This is a genomic window from Variovorax flavidus (assembly GCF_030317145.1).
Taxonomy (GTDB): Bacteria; Pseudomonadota; Gammaproteobacteria; order Burkholderiales; family Burkholderiaceae_C; genus Variovorax; species Variovorax flavidus.
This window is the reverse complement of the sequence record NZ_JASZYE010000012.1, coordinates 57737-74807: the sequence shown is the minus strand read 5'-3', so window position 1 is coordinate 74807 and position 17071 is coordinate 57737. Positions and strand designations below refer to the sequence as shown.

General features: G+C 62.1%; 14 protein-coding genes. 8 read left to right on the top strand and 6 right to left on the bottom strand.

The window, feature by feature from the left end:
- Positions 1-489: 489 nt before the first annotated feature.
- From QTH90_RS29030 to QTH90_RS29010, 5 genes are all read left to right on the top strand, one after another.
- A complete protein-coding gene (locus QTH90_RS29030) occupies positions 490-1101 on the top strand; it encodes a low affinity iron permease family protein (RefSeq protein WP_444814777.1) in 612 nt (203 codons plus the stop codon).
- A 217-nt stretch (positions 1102-1318) separates the two neighbouring features.
- Positions 1319-3346, top strand: a complete 2028-nt coding sequence (locus QTH90_RS29025; protein ID WP_286668038.1) for an AsmA family protein — start codon at positions 1319-1321, stop codon at positions 3344-3346.
- A gap of 939 nt (positions 3347-4285) precedes the next feature.
- Complete coding sequence (locus tag QTH90_RS29020) at positions 4286-4741, top strand: hypothetical protein (protein WP_286668037.1); 456 nt, start codon at positions 4286-4288, stop codon at positions 4739-4741.
- Between the two features lie 1242 nt (positions 4742-5983).
- Entirely contained in the window at positions 5984-6382 is a 399-nt protein-coding gene (locus QTH90_RS29015) for a VOC family protein (protein WP_286668036.1), read from the top strand.
- A 367-nt stretch (positions 6383-6749) separates the two neighbouring features.
- The gene (locus QTH90_RS29010) at positions 6750-9410 is read left to right on the top strand and encodes an excinuclease ABC subunit UvrA (protein ID WP_286668035.1); all 2661 of its coding nucleotides are present in this window, start codon (positions 6750-6752) and stop codon (positions 9408-9410) included.
- 228 nt (positions 9411-9638) lie between these two features.
- Here the strand turns inward: QTH90_RS29010 and QTH90_RS29005 are convergent, their stop codons facing one another.
- From QTH90_RS29005 to QTH90_RS28995, 3 genes are all read right to left on the bottom strand, one after another.
- Positions 9639-10718, bottom strand: a complete 1080-nt coding sequence (locus tag QTH90_RS29005; protein ID WP_286668034.1) for a flavodoxin family protein — start codon at positions 10716-10718, stop codon at positions 9639-9641.
- A gap of 115 nt (positions 10719-10833) precedes the next feature.
- The gene (locus QTH90_RS29000; protein WP_286668033.1) at positions 10834-11139 is read right to left on the bottom strand and encodes a hypothetical protein; all 306 of its coding nucleotides are present in this window, start codon (positions 11137-11139) and stop codon (positions 10834-10836) included.
- A 198-nt stretch (positions 11140-11337) separates the two neighbouring features.
- Entirely contained in the window at positions 11338-11571 is a 234-nt protein-coding gene (locus QTH90_RS28995) for a hypothetical protein (protein ID WP_286668032.1), read from the bottom strand.
- 307 nt (positions 11572-11878) lie between these two features.
- Between QTH90_RS28995 and QTH90_RS28990 the strand changes: the two genes are divergently transcribed.
- Both QTH90_RS28990 and QTH90_RS28985 read left to right on the top strand, forming a co-directional pair.
- Positions 11879-13234, top strand: a complete 1356-nt coding sequence (locus QTH90_RS28990) for an alkaline phosphatase family protein (RefSeq protein ID WP_286668031.1) — start codon at positions 11879-11881, stop codon at positions 13232-13234.
- Between the two features lie 205 nt (positions 13235-13439).
- On the top strand, positions 13440-14591 hold the full coding sequence (locus tag QTH90_RS28985) for a cytochrome-c peroxidase (RefSeq protein WP_286668030.1): 1152 nt from the start codon (positions 13440-13442) through the stop codon (positions 14589-14591).
- Here the strand turns inward: QTH90_RS28985 and QTH90_RS28980 are convergent.
- Both QTH90_RS28980 and QTH90_RS28975 read right to left on the bottom strand, forming a co-directional pair.
- Complete coding sequence (locus QTH90_RS28980; RefSeq protein ID WP_286668029.1) at positions 14588-14905, bottom strand: hypothetical protein; 318 nt, start codon at positions 14903-14905, stop codon at positions 14588-14590. The two genes, QTH90_RS28985 and QTH90_RS28980, sit on opposite strands and share 4 nt — an antisense overlap.
- 65 nt (positions 14906-14970) lie before the next feature.
- Positions 14971-15420, bottom strand: coding sequence for an ester cyclase (locus QTH90_RS28975; protein WP_286668028.1), 450 nt, complete (start codon positions 15418-15420; stop codon positions 14971-14973).
- Positions 15421-15728: 308 nt separating this feature from the next.
- Here QTH90_RS28975 and pstS point away from each other — a divergent pair, with 308 nt between their 5' ends.
- The gene (gene pstS, locus QTH90_RS28970) at positions 15729-16766 is read left to right on the top strand and encodes a phosphate ABC transporter substrate-binding protein PstS (RefSeq protein WP_286668066.1); all 1038 of its coding nucleotides are present in this window, start codon (positions 15729-15731) and stop codon (positions 16764-16766) included.
- A 50-nt stretch (positions 16767-16816) separates the two neighbouring features.
- Here the strand turns inward: pstS and QTH90_RS28965 are convergent, their stop codons facing one another.
- Positions 16817-17032: a hypothetical protein gene (locus tag QTH90_RS28965; protein WP_286668027.1), complete on the bottom strand. Its 216-nt coding sequence runs from the start codon at positions 17030-17032 to the stop codon at positions 16817-16819.
- Positions 17033-17071 lie beyond the last annotated feature (39 nt).

The following is a 17071-nucleotide window of genomic DNA, read 5'->3' as shown; positions in this document are numbered from 1 at the left end:
AACCGACGGTGGTCTTGAGGCTCGGCGGCCATTGTTCGATCGGACCGAGGGTCGAGCGCCAGTCGAATGCCCGGATGAGGGCCGCCATCCCAGTGTCGCCATGGAGGAAAGGGGCCGCTGCCTCGCGGAGCACTTTGAAATCGGGCACGTGTCACCTGTGGCAAAGGGAGTACTGCGCCGTGCGTCGCCCGACGGCGTGGGCGGATTCTATGTGCGGCCGCGGGCACTCCAGAGTGGGAGAACTCCTACTCCGACGGCAATTGAAGACCGACAGTCCCCCTGCCTTCCGGTGTGGAAGCTGCGTCGTCGCAGGAGAGGTCATGAAAGCCCTGACTTTTTCCAAGAACGCGGCTATGAAATCTTCGAAAGAGGAATGCCGCAAGGTAGTGTGACCCCCTAGGTCGAGCGCAATCGGCACGCCCGAACCACTCTCCTCTCACGTATCGGACTTTCTCGCCATCACATTACAAGCTTGAAAAGGGACAGCAAATGTCAAAGGTCAGCGAGCCTGCAGACGACTCGTTGGGTTCGATGCCAACGACCAACACTGCGGCGTATGCCAATCACTCGGCAATCCTGACGGGCTTCGATCGCTTCGCCTCGCGGGTGACCCGCTGGGCCGGATCCCCCGTCGCGTTCGCCCTCGCCTTGTTATCCGTAGCCGTCTGGGCGGCGCTCGGGCACTTCTTCGACTACTCCGAGAACTGGCAACTCGTCATCAACACGGGCACCACCATCGTCACGTTTTTGATGGTATTCATGATCCAACAGAGCCAGAACAAGGACAGTATCGCGTTGCATCTGAAGCTCAACGAGCTGCTTGCTGCAAGCAAGCAGGCGAGCAATCGCATGATTGGGATCGAGGACCTGGACGAGCAGGATCTGAGAGACGTCGCCGAGTTCTATGTTCGCTTGGCAGCGCGCGCCAAACATGGCGGCAGAGGAAAAGAGACACATTCCATCGATGAAGAGGGAATGCCAACCGACCGCCGGGCGGAGGAATATCAGGAGCAATCTCTTCGGGCAGGACGCTCTTCCGAGGAGCGCCATACGGCTGGAAGCTCCGCTGACGGTAGGACCTTGGCATCGACAGCTGGGTAGCTTCAGCTTCCGAGCGCTTGCAGCTTGGATGCCGTCCGGACCCGCCGAGGTTCACGCCGCCGATTCCGTTCCGCACCGGATCTGCAAAGAACCAGCTTCCGATGCAGCCGCGGCGTATTCCCACATTGCGCCTTCGTGGCGACCGACTGCGCGGGATTTCCAAGAGGAGAGGATGAGGCTGCCTGTCCTGCAGGCAGGTGCTTCGTAGGGTGTTCTGATGTTCGCTAAAACAGCCGTAGCTCGCCATCGCGGCTGGGCCATTGCCGGTGCGGCACTCGCCCTCCTTACACTTGTGTTGGCGCTTTTCGACTGGAACTGGGTCCGGCCGCCTATCGAGCGCTACATCTCGCGCAAGACGGAACGCGAATTCCGGATGTCTGACCTGCACGTTCGGCTTGGTTGGACGCCAACCATCCGTATGCGAGACGTGTATTTTGGAAATGCGCCTTGGGCAACAGACAAGGCCATGGCGCAGGCGGAGATGGTCGAGTTCTCAGTGTCTCTGCGCGACCTCCCCGACAAGATCCTGGTGCCGCGCGTGGCACTCACCCGACCCGACCTCGTGTTTGAACGCCTCGCTGATGACCGGCGCAACTGGACGCTTGCAAAGCCGTCCGAGAGCGACGAGCCGAGCAGGCTTCGCATCAGCACACTGTCTGTCGACCAAGGTCGACTGCGCTACATCGATCACGGCGAGCCTTTCGAGCTGGACGTGCGCGCGTCGACATTCGATCAGACAACTCGGGAGAAGGTCAAGGATGCGGATGCGCCGCCCGTTAATGCGCGCTATTCAACCGAATATGCCTTTGCCGGCAGGTATCACGATGCCACCTTTTCCGGCCAGGCGCTCACGGGCGAGGTTCTGAGCTTTCAGGAGTCGGGAGTCCCCTTTCCGATCAAGGGCCGACTGAACGCCAGTACGACGAAGGTCGAAATCGAAGGGACGATCGCCGATGCGGCAGACATTTCGGCCATTGACGTCCGATTGCTCATTGAGGGACGAACACTTGCCAATCTCTATCCCTTCCTGCTCCTGCCCCTGCCGGCCTCGCCGCCATACCGGCTACAGGGCCATCTGATACAGAACGGCCCCCGCTACACGATGGACGATCTCTCCGGAAAGATCGGGTCCACCGATGTGACCGGCAAGGGGGCGTATGTAGAACGAGAGCCGCGGCCACTGCTAACCGCCGACCTGCACAGCAAGCTCCTGAATATGGCGGATCTCGGCCCGTTGATCGGCATCGAGACGAAGCAAACGGGCGGCAAGCCCAACCTGTCCCAGTCGGACACCGCGAGCCGCCCTGCCGCAAAGCAGAAGGACAAGGCCGTAACTCCCGCTCGCATCTTGCCCGCGGGTCAGTTCGAGGGCAGTCGCCTGCAAAAAATCGATGCCGATGTCACGCTGACCGCGGCCAAACTGGTTGTACCCGATGCGCTTCCACTGGAAAGCCTCGATGCAACGCTGCATTTGCATGATTCGGTGCTGAAGATGCCGCGCCTGGATTTCGGATTCGCCGGCGGCAAGATCGCTGGACGCGTGACGCTGGATGCGCGCGAGCCGATCATCCGATCCGACGTCCAGGTCGACTTGCAAAGCGTGCACGTGGACCGCTTGATACCTGATTCGAAGACCTTGGCCAAGGGTGCGGGACGACTGGGTGCACGGCTTCAATTGCAGGGACGCGGCAATTCAATCGCCGACGCGGCGGCCGTTGCCAACGGGAAGATGTCGGCCACGATCGTCAATGGCCAGGTTTCCAATCTGCTGGACGCCTTGAGCGGGCTCAACGGCGGCAAGGTACTTCAACTTCTCGTCGGAGGCGATCACGACATCGTCGTGCGATGCGGCGGGGTCGCCTTTGACGTCAAGCACGGGCGCGGCGACGCGAGTCTTTTCGTCATCGATACCGAGCAGACCCAGGTTCTGGGCGAGGGGTGGTTCGATCTGGCGCGTGAGCGCTTCGAGGTGACGGTGGCGCCGAAGCCTAAGGAAGTGGGCATTCTCTCCCTGCGCACGCCCGTGCGCCTGCATGGGAGCTTCAAGGATCCCGAGTTCCAGGTCGAGAAAGGCCCCCTTCTCGCGCGCGCAGGCGGTGCGATTGCTTTGGCGACTCTCAACCCGCTGGCGGCTTTGCTGCCGCTCATCGAGACGGGTCCGGGCGAGAGCAGTGATTGCGCTGAAGTGGAAAAGCGGGTCCGCGGCGCCGTCGGGCAGGCGCGTGGTCCGGAACGACGGCGTTGATATTCCCAGAGTCCCGAACCGATCGATCCGATTCGGCACGTCGGTTGAGAAGCAGACCCGTAGGGGCAAGCCCTTAGATAGAGAGGATCGGCGAGTACGCAGGCAATAAGTCCTCAGCGCCAAAAAGTAGTCTCGACACCGCCAAGGAGACTGACTCACATGCGCTCATCGACGTCATTGGCCCTTGCGACCGTCCTCTTACTTGGTAGCGGCTTGGCATTTGGTCGAACCGGGGCGCCCGCCGCGAGCGAAACAGCGCCGCGAAGCGAGGGAACCAGTCCACAAAATCCTTCCGTGAACGGCTATAAGGATTCAAAGCCCCAAAACGCTGCCAGCAACAAGGAGCGGTCTCGGCTCTGGAACCAGTGCAATGCCTGCCGATCCGACCGGAAAGGATTCAATGTCAAAGGACAACAAGCCAAGGCACCCCGCAGCGGACGCGAAGAAGGCGCAAACCGATTCAAAGTGAGAGACAGCGCGGTAGGAACGGCCCGATTCTGAATTCATGCCTCTGGGCTCACGGAGCGAGCTGGAAGATTGCCGCCTGCGGCCTGTAGGGCGGACCCACAAAGAGGTTCGCCCAACCCGTCTGGCCTGACCATGTGAACGCTTCTCGGGTCGTCCCGGATTCACGTTTGGCGCCTCAGATCTTTAAGAGTCCTGCCGCCGTCAAGCGCCTCCTTGAGCCAGCGCAGCCCAGGCGCGCGACAAGTCCACCCACGATTGTCCAGCTCCGTCGCGATAGATCACCTTCGACGCCTACGCTTCGGGCGTGTCGCTCGCAGATCATCAAACACGATGGCAGGAAGGAACCGGCCGGTAATATTGCCATTTCCCTGAGTTTTTGTTGCCGGTGCGCAGTTGGCCTCTACCATGCGGCCTATGGAATCGCGTCTCCGCACTTCGTCTTCCGCCGGACTGCTTCGCTGCAGGTGGGGTGTGCTCGGCGCAGGCTTGCTAGGCACAGCCGTCGCTTTCGCCTCGTCCTTGGTGAACATCTCTGCTCCCGCAGGGCCGTACTCGCTGAAAGGATTTGCGCCCGGCCAGGCCATGGATGATTGCCCCGTCCAATGGCAGAAATACCGCAACGATGGCGGCTTCTCGTGCATCCAGCATGGAGGCAAGCTGGCCTCCCGGCCGATCCAGGCGACCTTTCTTCGGATCGAGAGTGGCAAGCTTTTGAGCGTCTGGATCGACATGAAGGACCCCGGTGACTGGGTGCATGTCGAACGGGCCCTCACGCAGAAGTACGGGCGCCCCGCCTTGGACCGAGGACCCAGCCGGGCATGGACAACGCCGGATGTGCAACTGACGGTGGGAAATTCCGGGGAGGTGCTGCTGCTCGGCTCCTGGAAGGCGCGACAAAGTGCGGCCGAAGCTGCAGTGGATCTCTGATGCTCCGCTTTCACCTTCGCTGGTCCAGGAAGCTCAGGCGCTTGGCCTGAAAGTCCTGGCCTGGACCGTCAATGACGTCCGCCAGATGGAGAGAGTGCTGGGCAGGCCGTCGACGGCACAGGATCGACCGACCCGACATCGCTCGAGAGGGTCCTACAGCGAGAGGGCGTGGGGTTGCCGAATCCGACTCCATTCACCCCCATAGCTCGCAAGGCGAGGGTCACGGGCTCAGCCCTCTAAGTCTGAAGCGAAGCGCTAGCGGTTCTCCGTACATGGTCGTCTGGACTCCCGGCATGCGGCCAATGACGGACCATCGCAATGCTGTCGATCTGAAAACTGGATGCCCATCGTGCAAGGCTCTGCTTCTTCTGATCGTGTCCGAGGGACCACTACCCTGTGCCGCCCGAGCCAAGGCCTGGAGCGGTGCGGGCCTCCTCGAGTAGTACGTATCGCCAGATGGCCGCACCAATGAGAAGCAGCGTGTCGTAGTCGGCGTTCTCGAGCGTCGGACGCAGCCTGGCAAGCATCTCGGCCAGACATGAGATTGCGTCGCTCATCGAAAGCGCGCAACCTTCAGTTGCCAGTCGGGCCATAAGCTCAACTAATTCGTCTCGAGCCATCTCGGAACAAAGTTGGCGTGGCCGTGCAGTGATCCACCGACCTTGGGCTTGGTCCGCACTGGCTGATGCCGTCGCGCAGGCCACGCCGACCCACGCGACGACGATGACATCCGCCTAGAGGAAGGCAGAGCGAGCGAGTTCATTGATACTCCCGTAAAGGACGAAAGCCGCCCCTTCCTCTACCCAACGCCCGATATAGAGCCAAGGCTCACGTCGGCTTTGTGAAGTTGATTGCCAAACGTCTCAACCACGCAATGACGACGGATACACACGCGGACACGCGCAAGAGCCTCGGTGAAGAACACCTTGCGACGTACACCCGTCGTCCCTGGTGAAACCGCCTTGGACGGGAAGCTCCACGGACAATGCGTCGATCGAGTCGTCCGACGGGCCCCGCACTACGAGTTCCTGAACGTCAACGAGTTCACTACGATGCGGGACGCGGGCGAAGTTCAGGGCTCGGGAGCACGATAAGGGCCATCACCGCCCAGGCGGTTCGCTCCGGTTCCGGAGCGAGTTCGCCTTCAAGGAGGACCTCGTCCAACTCGAGTTCAGATGTCTCGAGATGGGACAAACGTAACGCCGATGGACGGCGCGACGCGTCGCGTTTAAAGGGGCAGCCATGAAAATTGCTGGTCTGGATCACATCGTTCTCTGTGTCGCGCGCGTGGAGCGGACGCTTGAGTTTTACCAGCGCCTGCTCGGGATGGAGGCGCGGGAAGAACGGCCCGGCAAGTGGTCCCTTCATTTCGGATCGAACAAGATCAGCCTGCAAGAAGCTGGCTCAGTCCCCGACATTGCGCGCGCAACCGTACCAGGCAGCGGAAACTTTTGCGTATTGACGCCCGACTCTGTCGTGAAATTTGCAGAGGAACTTCGATCGCAGGGGATCGAGATCGTCGCTGGCCCCGGCGAGCGCGAGGGAGCCACAGGCAAGCTTCTATCCGTCTACTTCCGAGACCCGGATGGCAACCTGGTCGAGATCAGCAATCCAGTGCCGGGCTCAGCCGCGGACACTTGAAGCGATGCTTCGGCCTACTTCACGACATTGGATCTCGATCGAGTGGTAACAGGCGTGAAGCGCCGTCCCTCAACGCCCGGGAGGACTCTGTCTTGCGGGGTATGAGGTTTGCTGGAGGCAGCGGTCAACTCACGCAGAGCTTCCCGTCGCTTTCCAGTCGAGCAACGCTTACTCATCTCGCGCTTCAGGCCCTTGCGGTTTACCCGTCCGTGACGGATCAGAACTTCTGGCTTCGGATCGCCAGCCGGCCTCGTTGGAAAGAGAGTCGCCGGCGTAGACGCGGCGGCGACTGACAACGCGGGTTCCGTAGCCATGCAAGGATTCACGGCCTAGGAGCTGCAAGCAGCCCAGACAAGGTGGTCGTACCATGAGCAATCCCCGAATCAGCGAGGCAGTCACACGGCCAGACGCGTACGTGCGTGTACGTGGGGCGCGCGAGCACAACCTGAAAAGCGTTGACGTCGACCTGCCACGTGACGCGCTGGTCGTGTTTAGCGGCGTTTCGGGTTCGGGAAAATCCTCACTCGCCTTTGGCACGCTCTACGCGGAAGCGCAACGGCGCTACCTCGAATCGGTCGCACCCTACGCACGCCGGTTGATTGACCAGGCCGGAGTGCCGGAGTTCGACTCGATCACAGGGTTGCCGCCCGCCGTGGCATTGCAGCAGCAACGCGGCACGCCCAGCAGTCGCTCGTCCGTCGGGAGCGTGACGACGATTTCAAGTTCGCTGCGCATGCTCTATTCGCGTGCCGGAACCTACCCGCCGCGGCAGCCGATGCTGTATGCAGAGGACTTCTCGCCTAACACCGTGCAGGGGGCGTGCCCGACGTGCCACGGACTGGGGCGGACCTACGAAGTGACGGAACGCTCGATGGTGCCGGACGACTCACTGACCATCCGCGAACGCGCGATAGCGGCATGGCCGCCCGCGTGGCACGGACAAAATCTGCGCGACATTCTCGTGACGCTCGGTCATGACGTCGACACACCGTGGCGAAAGTTGCCGAAAAAGGTACGTGACTGGATCCTATTCACCGAGGAGCAGCCAACGGTGCCCGTATACGCCGGTTTCACGCCCGCCGAAACGCGGGCCGCGCTACGTAGCAAGATGGAGCCGAGCTACCAGGGCACGTTCACCGGCGCGCGGAAGTACGTGCTTCACACCTTTGCCACTACCCAGAGCGACCTCATGAAGATGCGCGTCGCGCGGTTCATGGAGCCGAGCGTTTGCCTAACCTGCAATGGCAGGCGGCTGAAGCGCGAGGCCTTGTCCGTAACTTTTGCGGGCTATGACATCGGGACGCTGTCACAGCTGCCTCTCGCGGAACTCGCTCGAGTGCTGGCGCCTGCGGCAAGTGGCTCCTTCTCCAAAGCAACCGACGCGAAAGTGCTAAGCCGTGCTGCTGCGAAGCGCGACACGGCGAAACGCGTGGCGGCGGGTGGGTCGGCCCATCTTGCCTCGCCCGATGTGCGTCGTACGCCGGCTCTCTCTGAGGAAAAGCGCATCGCAGCACAACGTCTCGCACATGACGTACTCGAGCGCATCATGACCTTGCTCGACCTCGGACTCGGCTACCTTTCGCTCGACCGGGTCACGCCAACGCTGTCGCCGGGCGAGCTCCAGCGGATGCGGCTGGCAACGCAGATCCGTTCGAATCTTTTCGGCGTGGTCTACGTGCTCGACGAGCCCTCCGCCGGCCTGCACCCTGCGGACAGCGAAGCTCTGTTGTCAGCGTTGGCCCGCCTCAAGAGCGCTGGCAACTCGTTGTTTGTAGTAGAGCATGACCTCGACTTGATGCGACGCGCCGACTGGCTCATCGATGTCGGCCCCGACGCCGGAGAAAAAGGCGGCCAGGTTCTGTTCAGCGGCCCGCCCGAAGAGCTGCGCGCGATCAAAGGCTCGCACACCGCGCGCTACCTGTTCGATACGGAACCGATGCCGCCCCGGAGACCGCGCAAGCCCGACGGCTGGCTTGCCCTCGCACACGTCCGCTGCAACAACCTGAACCAGCTCGACATCGAGTTTCCGCTAGGCGTCCTCACCGGCGTCACCGGAGTGTCGGGTTCCGGCAAGTCAAGCCTGGTGACGCGGGCGTTGACCGAACTAATCTCGGCGCATCTGGGTCAAGATGCGTCGCGGGACGACGACGAAGTCGACCTCGAATCGACAGCGAAGGACCGGGTCACGGGCCACATCGCTGCCGGCGCAGAATCGCTGCGCCGGCTGGTGCATGTCGACCAGAAGCCTATCGGCCGCACGCCGCGCTCGAACCTCGCGACCTATACCGGGCTCTTCGATCATGTGCGCAAGTTGTTCGCGATAACCCCTTCGGCCAGGGCGCGGCGCTTTGACGCAGGTCGGTTCTCGTTCAACGTGCCCAAAGGCCGGTGCGAAACCTGCGAGGGCGAGGGCTTCGTCAGCGTGGAAATGCTGTTCATGCCCAGCGTTTATGCGCCGTGCCCGACCTGCCACGGCGCACGCTACAACGAGAAAACGCTTGCCATCAACTGGCGGGGAAAGAACATTGCCGAAGTTCTCGGCATGACCGTCGACGAAGCAGTCGCTTTTTTCGTCAACGAGGCCGCGGTGGAGCGGCCGTTGGTGCTCTTGCAGGCGATCGGCCTTGGCTACTTGCGCTTGGGCCAGCCGGCTACGGAGCTTTCAGGCGGCGAGGCCCAACGCATCAAGCTCGCCACCGAACTTCAGCGCGCGCAACGCGGCAACGGACTCTACGTGCTTGATGAACCCACGACCGGGCTGCATCCCGCGGATGTTGACAAGCTTATGGCGCAACTCAACGGCTTGGTCGATGCAGGCAACACGGTGATCGTGGTTGAACACGATATGCGCGTGGTGGCGGAATGCGATTGGGTCATCGACATGGGCCCGGGTGCAGGACACGAAGGTGGTCGCGTCGTGGTCGCTGGGACGCCTTCCCACGTCGCGGCTACGGCGAGAAGTCTCACGGCGCGCTATCTCGCCCCTTTTTTGGACGCCTCGTCGATACGGGGGTCGAGATCGCCCTGATCAATGCGCTCACACAGCCTGCGACGGCCTCCGCGACCTCCCGCAGCGACGAGAAATCAAGAGTCAACCCCGAGAACATCCCAACAGCCGTGCTGCAAGTGCTTCGCCCTCAACCTAGTGCTGGGCTCGCCGGCATCCGCTCGTGTTCGTGTTGGGAAACCAATCACGAACGCTGCGCGGCCCCACCGACCAAATCCGTCGCACACGAAACACCCCGCAGAAAGTGGCTTACTTGGGTCTCGGCCGCGTCAATGCGCGGTCCGGCACAGTGAGCTTTCCGGCTCGCAGATCACCCACTGCTCGGGCGACGGCGCGCGCCACATTGCGGGTTTCCTCCTGCATGTCGGCATCCTCGTCGAGCGAGTCGTGACTCGTGGCGTATGGCTCGTAGTAGCCGATGTAGCGATCCAGCCGCGCTTGGACGCCGGCGTCGACGAGGCCCATCCAATCGAGCCAATCGCAAAGGTTGCGGCGCAGGCTTTCGATGCCTGCCACATCACCATGCACCAGCACGCCATAGACACGGCCGGCAAGGTGTTTGGGAAAGCTCCATCCGTCGCCGTCCAGTTCAAGCGCCTTGGCCTCATCGACCTTTTTGCCGTGTGTGCTGGTCGGATCAGGGTTGCCGCCGTCGGCGCACACAAGGCGATCGATCATGAGCTTGAGCGGACTAGTCGCCTGGTACCAGTGCGTGGGTGTGATCAAGATTACGCCGTGCGCCGCCACCCAGCGCTCGTAGATCTCGTTCATCCAGTCGCCGGTTTGACGCAGCGAATGATTGGGGTAGCAGCTGCAGGGCCAGTGACACAGCGGCATGGCGGTCGAAACGCAGCTCTTGCAGGGATGGATTTGTTTGCCGTATTCCGACGTGACGAGACTCAGGTCCAACACGTCCGCCTCAATGGCGGCGGCGACAAGCACTTCTCGCGCAAGTTCGGTCAGCCGCCAGGACTTCGATATTTCTCCTGGACAGGTGCCATCGTTGCGCGGCGATCCGTTGACCAGTAGGACGCGCGATCGTGTTTCTGGCTCGCTCCACTGGGCCTGCGCTGCATCGATACGCGCCCTGGCATCGATCCAGTCGACGGAAAGGTCGTAGTCCGGGTCCACATAACCCGGTCCGGCCTTGCTCGTGACGGGTGCTTTACGCCCTTCCTCATAGGCCTCCCAGGCAATGAGCTCGATGCGCTTGAGCGCCTCGGATTCCGCCTTGAAGGCAGGATCCTGATAGGGCTGCATGAATCGATCATGGAACTCGGCGCGGTGCAGCCTTTCGGGCGCCTGTCCCTTTCGGATTCTTGGGGTCATTCCGGCAATCTAAGTGAAGCGATGCCCCTTCAAAATGCAGCGCGAAGGCCAAGTTGCGGTAGGTGTGCAACTACGTCGGGGCGGCAAGCTCCACCGTCTGGCCGCGCCCGCTGCATCAATAGTGGTCGGGACCTCGTTGCGCGGCCTCGCGAAGCATGCCCAGGCGGCGCGCATCCTCGGCATCGCGCAGACTCTTTGCCGCGCGCTTGGCCACGTACTCAACGTACAGCGCTTCGATGCTCGCGGCCCATTGCGCGACTGCCTCTTGACGCGCCTCAGGTGGCATTCGCGCCTTGGATGACATGGCCTTCTCGCCCACGTCCGGATTTCGCGCAGCAGTTCTTGCGTGGCCCGGCGGAAAATCGGGAACCGCGACGCCTGCCTGGCGAAGAATTCTTTCCTTTTGGTCGATCGTCAGCATGTCAGTCTCCTGCAAGCGCCGTACCAGACTTGTTCGCGAGAAAAGTGACGACGACGTTAATAAGTCGCGTGCCGTCGCTGGTTCCCGAGGTGAAGATCGAGTCGGCGTCTTCAGCGCATATGGGATGACAGTCGCGCTGCACAAGGCAGGGATTCCACTCTTGCGACCGCCGATGCGCGGCAAGGCCTGGCCAGTGGTTCAAGCGGCATGGCCGGAGTCCCCCTTGCCGCCGGACCCGTCGGACATTTCATCGATGTGCTTCTTGGCATCCGCGGCCGCTTCCATCAAGGCGCCGGCTTCTGTCCAGTGGCCCACGTTGGCCGCTGCGAACGACTGCAGATCGTCAATCGTGTATCGCCAAGTCCATGCGTCGCCATCGAGTCTGGTCACGATGACCACCTCGTGTCCCTTGTAATCGAAGTTCTTCTTCAAGACCTCCATGTGCGTCACCCTGCCCGTGAACGGACTCCTCATGCCAACCGACGAGCTCAGTGTCCTGCGAAGACGACCGTATGTGCAACAGCTGCCCCGCGCGCGTCCGCCTCAAGGTACTTCAACCTACAAAAGTGCTGGTTCTCTAGCGGCCAACGCCCGTTGTCACGCGAGCGACAGGCGGCTGGCCTCGCAAGACGATCTCGCCTGTCTGCGTCACGCGACCGTCATCTGGCTGTCATAGCCTCTTGCACCGCTATGCGCGGCGAGCGCTACGCACTCGATGAAAACAACTAGGAACTTAAGAATGAGTCGTACCAACAAGAGTTGGCTGAAATGGATAGGCGCAAGCCTGGCTGCAGTGACGGTGACCGCGGTTATCGTCGCCTGTGGTGGTGGCGACAGCAGCAGTGCCTTCAACACCAGTGGCACCCAGACCGCCACCAATCCGCCCCCCGACACCACCGTCACACCGCCCGCCGAGACCGGTGCGCAGCGTGTGAAGCACGTGTTCGTGATCACCCTGGAAAACAAGAGCTACGCAGACACGTTCGGCAGCAGCACGCAAGACCCGTATCTGCAAAAGACGCTGCCCTCGATGGGCGCGCTGTTCACGCAATATTTCGGCACCGGCCACGCGAGCCTGACCAACTACATCGCGATGATCAGCGGTCAGCCTGTGACGCCCGAGACCACCGGCGATTGCACGACATACAAGGACTTCGTGCAGACCGGCACCACCGCCGATGGCTTGCCCATCGGAACCGGCTGCGTCTATCCCGCGTCGGTCAAGACCCTGCCGGACCAGCTGAAGGCCAAGGGCCTGACCTGGCGCGGCTACATGGAAGACATGGGCAATGACCCAACCCGCGAGAGCGCGACCTGCGGGCATCCTGTCCTTGGCACCACCGATCAGACGAATAAGCAGCTGGCCCCCAGCGCTGCGGTCCCCAAGGGCGATCAGTACGCGTCGCGCCACAACCCATTCGTGTATTTCCACTCGATCATCGACTCGCCTGACTGCGACACCAATGTCGTCGCCCTCGACAAGCTTGAGGCCGACTTGGCCAAGATCGAGAGCACGCCGAACTTCACGTTCATCACGCCCAATGTCTGCAACGACGGACACGACGGCGATGGCACCGGCGTTGGCGCCTCGGACGGCACCCATCGCTGCGCCGATGGCAATCCGGGCGGCTTGACGCAGATCGACGCGTTCCTGAAGGTGTGGGTCCCGAAGATCATGGAATCCGCGGCGTTCAAGAAGGACGGCCTGTTGATCATCAACTTCGACGAGAACGCCGCCAGCGGTGTGGTCGTGACCACGGACGGCGACGGCAAGATGCACTACACGGTGAATTTCGGCGACGAGGCCTGCTGCAGCCAGCCGGCCGGCCCGAACGTTAGCTATCCGTACACGCAAACGTTCCCGGTCTCGGCGACGGCTCAATACGACCTGGTCTTCCCTGCCCAGGGCGGTGGCCGCACCGGCGCGGTGATGATCTCGCCGTTCATCAAGGCCGGCACGGTGGTCGACACACCGCACAATCACTACTCGCTGCTGCGCAGCATCGAGCAGATCTTCAACCTGCCCGAGTACCTCGGCTACGCGAACCAGCCGGGTTTGGCTTCCTTTGCCACGCCCGAGGTTTTCGCCAACTGACCGACTGATCGGTGATTCGCTCTTGAAGATAAAGCAACTCGCTTTGAGCGCCGCGCCATGCGCGGCGCTTTTCATTGCCCTGGCTGCCTGCGGCCCGACCCCGCAGCCCGCCTCGCCACCACCCGCGGCGCAGGCGCAACCACAGATGCCGGCACAAGCACAGCCGCAGTCCACACGGCCAGCATCTGCAGAGGACCGAGCGGCCATGGCCGCGCTGGGCCGCCAGATGTTTGTCGATGCATCTCTTTCCGCGTCGGGACGCCAGTCTTGCGCCAGCTGCCACAGCCCTGAGCACGCCTATGGCCCGCCGGACGGTCGTCCGATACAGCCGGGCGGCGAGTCCATGGACCGCCTAGGCCTGCGTACCGTTCCCTCGCTGCGCTACGTGCTGCCGCGCACGTCGGTCTGGTACAAGGAACATCAGCGCGACCCGATTGAACGCGCCATCGAGATCGACTCGGTCCCGACTGGCGGGTTTGCCCGCGACGGTCGTTTCGACAACTTGCGCGAGCAGGCGCGCGCGCCATTGTTCGATCCGGCAGAGATGGCCAATCGCGACGATGCGGCACTAGCCGCGCGGCTGCGCGCCGCGCCCTATGCGGACCAGTTCGCTCGCGTGTTCGGCGCTGCGGCGCTGGCGGACGATGTAAAAGCCGTCGATGGACTGGCAGCGGCGCTCGAACGCTTCGAGTTGGACGATCCCAGCTTCGCGCCCTACACCAGCAAGTTCGACAACTACCTCAAAGGGCGAGCCCGATTGAGTGAGCAAGAAGCACGGGGCCTGCGCGTATTCGTCGATCCGGCAAAGGGGAACTGCGCTTCGTGCCACACCGTGGCACCGGGCGCCAATGGCGCGCCGCCGCTGCTCACCGACTATTCCTTTGCCGCCTTGGGCGTGCCGCGCAACCGCAAGCTGGCCGCGAATGCGGATCCGAACTTTTTTGACGAAGGCCTGTGCGGCCCGCTGCGAAAGCCAGGCAGCCTAGGTTCGGACGAGAAATACTGCGGCATGTTCAAGACGCCCAGCCTGCGCAATGTGGCCACGCGATCAACGTTCATGCACAACGGCGTGTTCGAGAACTTGGCAGATGCCGTGCGCTTCTATGCTGGACGCGACGTGCACGCGGCCCGCTGGTATCCGAGCAAAGGTAAAGGCGTCGAGCGATTTGATGACCTGCCGCCAGAACATCGCGGCAATGTCGATCAACTCACTCCGCCGATGGACCGCAAGCCTGGCGAAGCGCCGGCTCTGACCGAGTCGGAGGTGCAGGCTATCGTCGCCTTTCTGAGCACGCTCAGCGACGAAGATGCGCAGCCGGCCCGGTTGGGCATGGGCAAGCATCGTCGTGCACCCTAAGCCGGTGCAGGGCTCGCTGCGAGTACCTCTACGACGCGATCGGAGTAACGAGCCTCGAGTTGCGCACAGTGATCGATGGCCTCGATCTTCGTGCGCCGAATCGGATCTCTCGACTCGCGCTGACGCACGGTCACCGACTCGGTCGGTCGAGGCGCTTGGGTCGGGTTGGCTGCTCGCGCCAAAAGGACGTCGAAATCCAGACGGAAGTGTCGCCGGAACTGCAAATGCCTCTGGTGGAGTCGATCAGTCTGATCGCGAAGCCACGCGTTGCCGAGTTTCGCATAGGCACTGGTTTGGGTCGTATTGATGGACATCTCTTGCTCCTTGTGAGCGGACACGTAACGGCCGCCCGCAGTGCGGCGCACGCCCCCCTCCCTTTTCAGACGGCCTTTATGAGGCCGAGCTGAGTCAGCGCCTTGACGCCGTCATCCAGGCCGATCTCTTCGACGATCTTTCCGTCCTTCAAGCGCAGCACCGTCGTTCCCGTGAAATGCATCTTCCGGCCCGTGGCCGCCGGCAGGCCGCCAACCAGGAAGTCGCCAAACGCGGGGCCGGTGTGAGTGCCGCCCCCCTCCCAGCGGCCGACCACGCAGTCACCTTCGGCAATCAGGTCCGCGGCACCCCAGAAGTTGAGGTCGGGAAATGCCTTGCGGAAATCCGTCATGAAGGCCTTGATGTCCTCGCGGCCGCGACGCGGCTCATGCAGCGAATAGTGCAAGAGCATGTCGGGCGCGGCGATTTCGTCGACGATGCCGAGGTCACAGGTCTTGCCCCAGAAGTTGGTGAACCAGCGGCCGACGATGGCCTTGTTGTCTTGCTCAATGGTCATGGAAAAGCTCCTTGTGTCGAGAGTGGTAAGGCGAACGTTAGGCGGGGGGCATCAGAAGCGCACTCCGGTTCTTGCGTCCGAATCCCCTCGACAGCGCAATCAGCGAAAGCCAAATTCGATCGCAAGGACTGGAACTCCGGGGATCGCCCTACGTTCCTGGACTGCGATCACGACGAAGAATGAACTGACGTCGCCGCAGGATGCGATGCTGGTCGCCGACCTTGGAATTCGCGGGGTCTCGACAGCGTCATAGTTCTGCCACAGGCGCGCTGAAGAATACGGAATCAGCACGTCGAAAGGGAGCCACCATGATTTCGTTTACCAAGTCAACAGCTGCGGCGATTTTCGTCTCGGCTCTGATTCAAGTTCCAGCCTTGGCTCAGGAAGCCACCGGCGCTGGCGCCAGCTTCCCGGCACCGCTGTACTCCAAGTGGGCTTCGGACTTCAACAAGGCCTCCGGCGCCAAGATCAACTACCAGTCCGTCGGCTCCGGCGCGGGCATCAAGCAGATCGAGGCGAAGACAGTGGACTTCGGCGCTTCCGACATGCCCCTGACCGACGACGAACTGAAGGCCAAGGGCCTGATGCAGTTCCCGACTGTCATCGGCGGCGTGGTCCCGGTGGTCAACATCCAGGGCATCAAACCCGGCGAACTGAAGCTGAGCGGTACGGTCCTCGGCGACATCTACCTCGGCAAGATCACTAAGTGGAACGACCCGGCGATCAAGGCCCTCAACAGCTCGCTCGCACTTCCGGATGCCACCATCGCGCCAGTGCGCCGCGCCGACGGTTCAGGCACGACCTTCCTGTTCACGAACTTCCTGAGCAAGGCAAATCCCGAGTGGAAAAGCAGGGTCGGCGACGGCACCGCGGTCAATTGGCCCGCAGGCGCCGGCGGCAAGGGCAATGAGGGCGTCGCAGCCTTCGTGAACCGACTGCCGAACTCGATCGGCTACGTCGAATACGCCTACGTGAAGCAGAACAAGATGACCTACGCGCAGATGCAGAACAAGGACGGCAACTTCGTCTCTCCCGACGACGAAGCATTCAAGGCCGCCGCGGCAGGCGCTGACTGGTCGAAAAGCTTCTACCAGGTGCTAACCGACCAGCCGGGCAAAGATTCATGGCCGATCACTGGCGCCACGTTCATCCTGATGCACAAGGCGCAAGACAAGCCTGCACAAGCGACTACCACGCTCAGGTTCTTCGACTGGGCATACAGGAACGGCGACAAGACCGCCGCCGACCTCGATTACGTACCGATGCCCGACAAGGTCAAGGGCGTGATCGCGACTTCATGGGGCGAGATCAAGGACGCTTCGGGCAAGGCGGTAGCTCACAAGTAGCTGAGAGTAAGCACGACCGGTGCCTGTACGGGATGCGAGCGCCGGCCTGATCAATTCCTCCAGGAGCCCGCGCCGATGCCCGAACGCTGTTCCCGGCTGCCTAGGGGCGGCGACGCCTGATTTTCGAAAGCCCGGTGTTCCCGCGCTTCATGCTGTTCGAGCGCATTCACATCCTCGACCAGCTGCTGCACGTCGGGATCGATTTCACCGTAGCGCACCTGCATCTTGGCGACGAGATGCTTCAGCCTGTCCAATTCCTTGCTCATCGAATGTTCCCCTGGCGAATGTCCATGATGGAAGACGGC

What these genes read in the sequence shown, in the direction of transcription:
- QTH90_RS28985 (WP_286668030.1), top strand. Translation starts at nt 13,440, where the DNA reads ATGGCCGCGCTGGGCCGCCAGATGTTTGTCGATGCATCTCTTTCCGCG.
- QTH90_RS28990 (WP_286668031.1), top strand. Translation starts at nt 11,879, where the DNA reads ATGAGTCGTACCAACAAGAGTTGGCTGAAATGGATAGGCGCAAGCCTG.
- QTH90_RS29005 (WP_286668034.1), bottom strand. Translation starts at nt 10,718, where the DNA reads ATGACCCCAAGAATCCGAAAGGGACAGGCGCCCGAAAGGCTGCACCGC.
- QTH90_RS29010 (WP_286668035.1), top strand. Translation starts at nt 6,750, where the DNA reads ATGAGCAATCCCCGAATCAGCGAGGCAGTCACACGGCCAGACGCGTAC.
- QTH90_RS28975 (WP_286668028.1), bottom strand. Translation starts at nt 15,420, where the DNA reads ATGACCATTGAGCAAGACAACAAGGCCATCGTCGGCCGCTGGTTCACC.
- QTH90_RS29000 (WP_286668033.1), bottom strand. Translation starts at nt 11,139, where the DNA reads ATGCTGACGATCGACCAAAAGGAAAGAATTCTTCGCCAGGCAGGCGTC.
- pstS (WP_286668066.1), top strand. Translation starts at nt 15,729, where the DNA reads ATGATTTCGTTTACCAAGTCAACAGCTGCGGCGATTTTCGTCTCGGCT.
- QTH90_RS28965 (WP_286668027.1), bottom strand. Translation starts at nt 17,032, where the DNA reads ATGAGCAAGGAATTGGACAGGCTGAAGCATCTCGTCGCCAAGATGCAG.
- QTH90_RS29025 (WP_286668038.1), top strand. Translation starts at nt 1,319, where the DNA reads ATGTTCGCTAAAACAGCCGTAGCTCGCCATCGCGGCTGGGCCATTGCC.
- QTH90_RS29030 (WP_444814777.1), top strand. Translation starts at nt 490, where the DNA reads ATGTCAAAGGTCAGCGAGCCTGCAGACGACTCGTTGGGTTCGATGCCA.
- QTH90_RS29015 (WP_286668036.1), top strand. Translation starts at nt 5,984, where the DNA reads ATGAAAATTGCTGGTCTGGATCACATCGTTCTCTGTGTCGCGCGCGTG.
- QTH90_RS28980 (WP_286668029.1), bottom strand. Translation starts at nt 14,905, where the DNA reads ATGTCCATCAATACGACCCAAACCAGTGCCTATGCGAAACTCGGCAAC.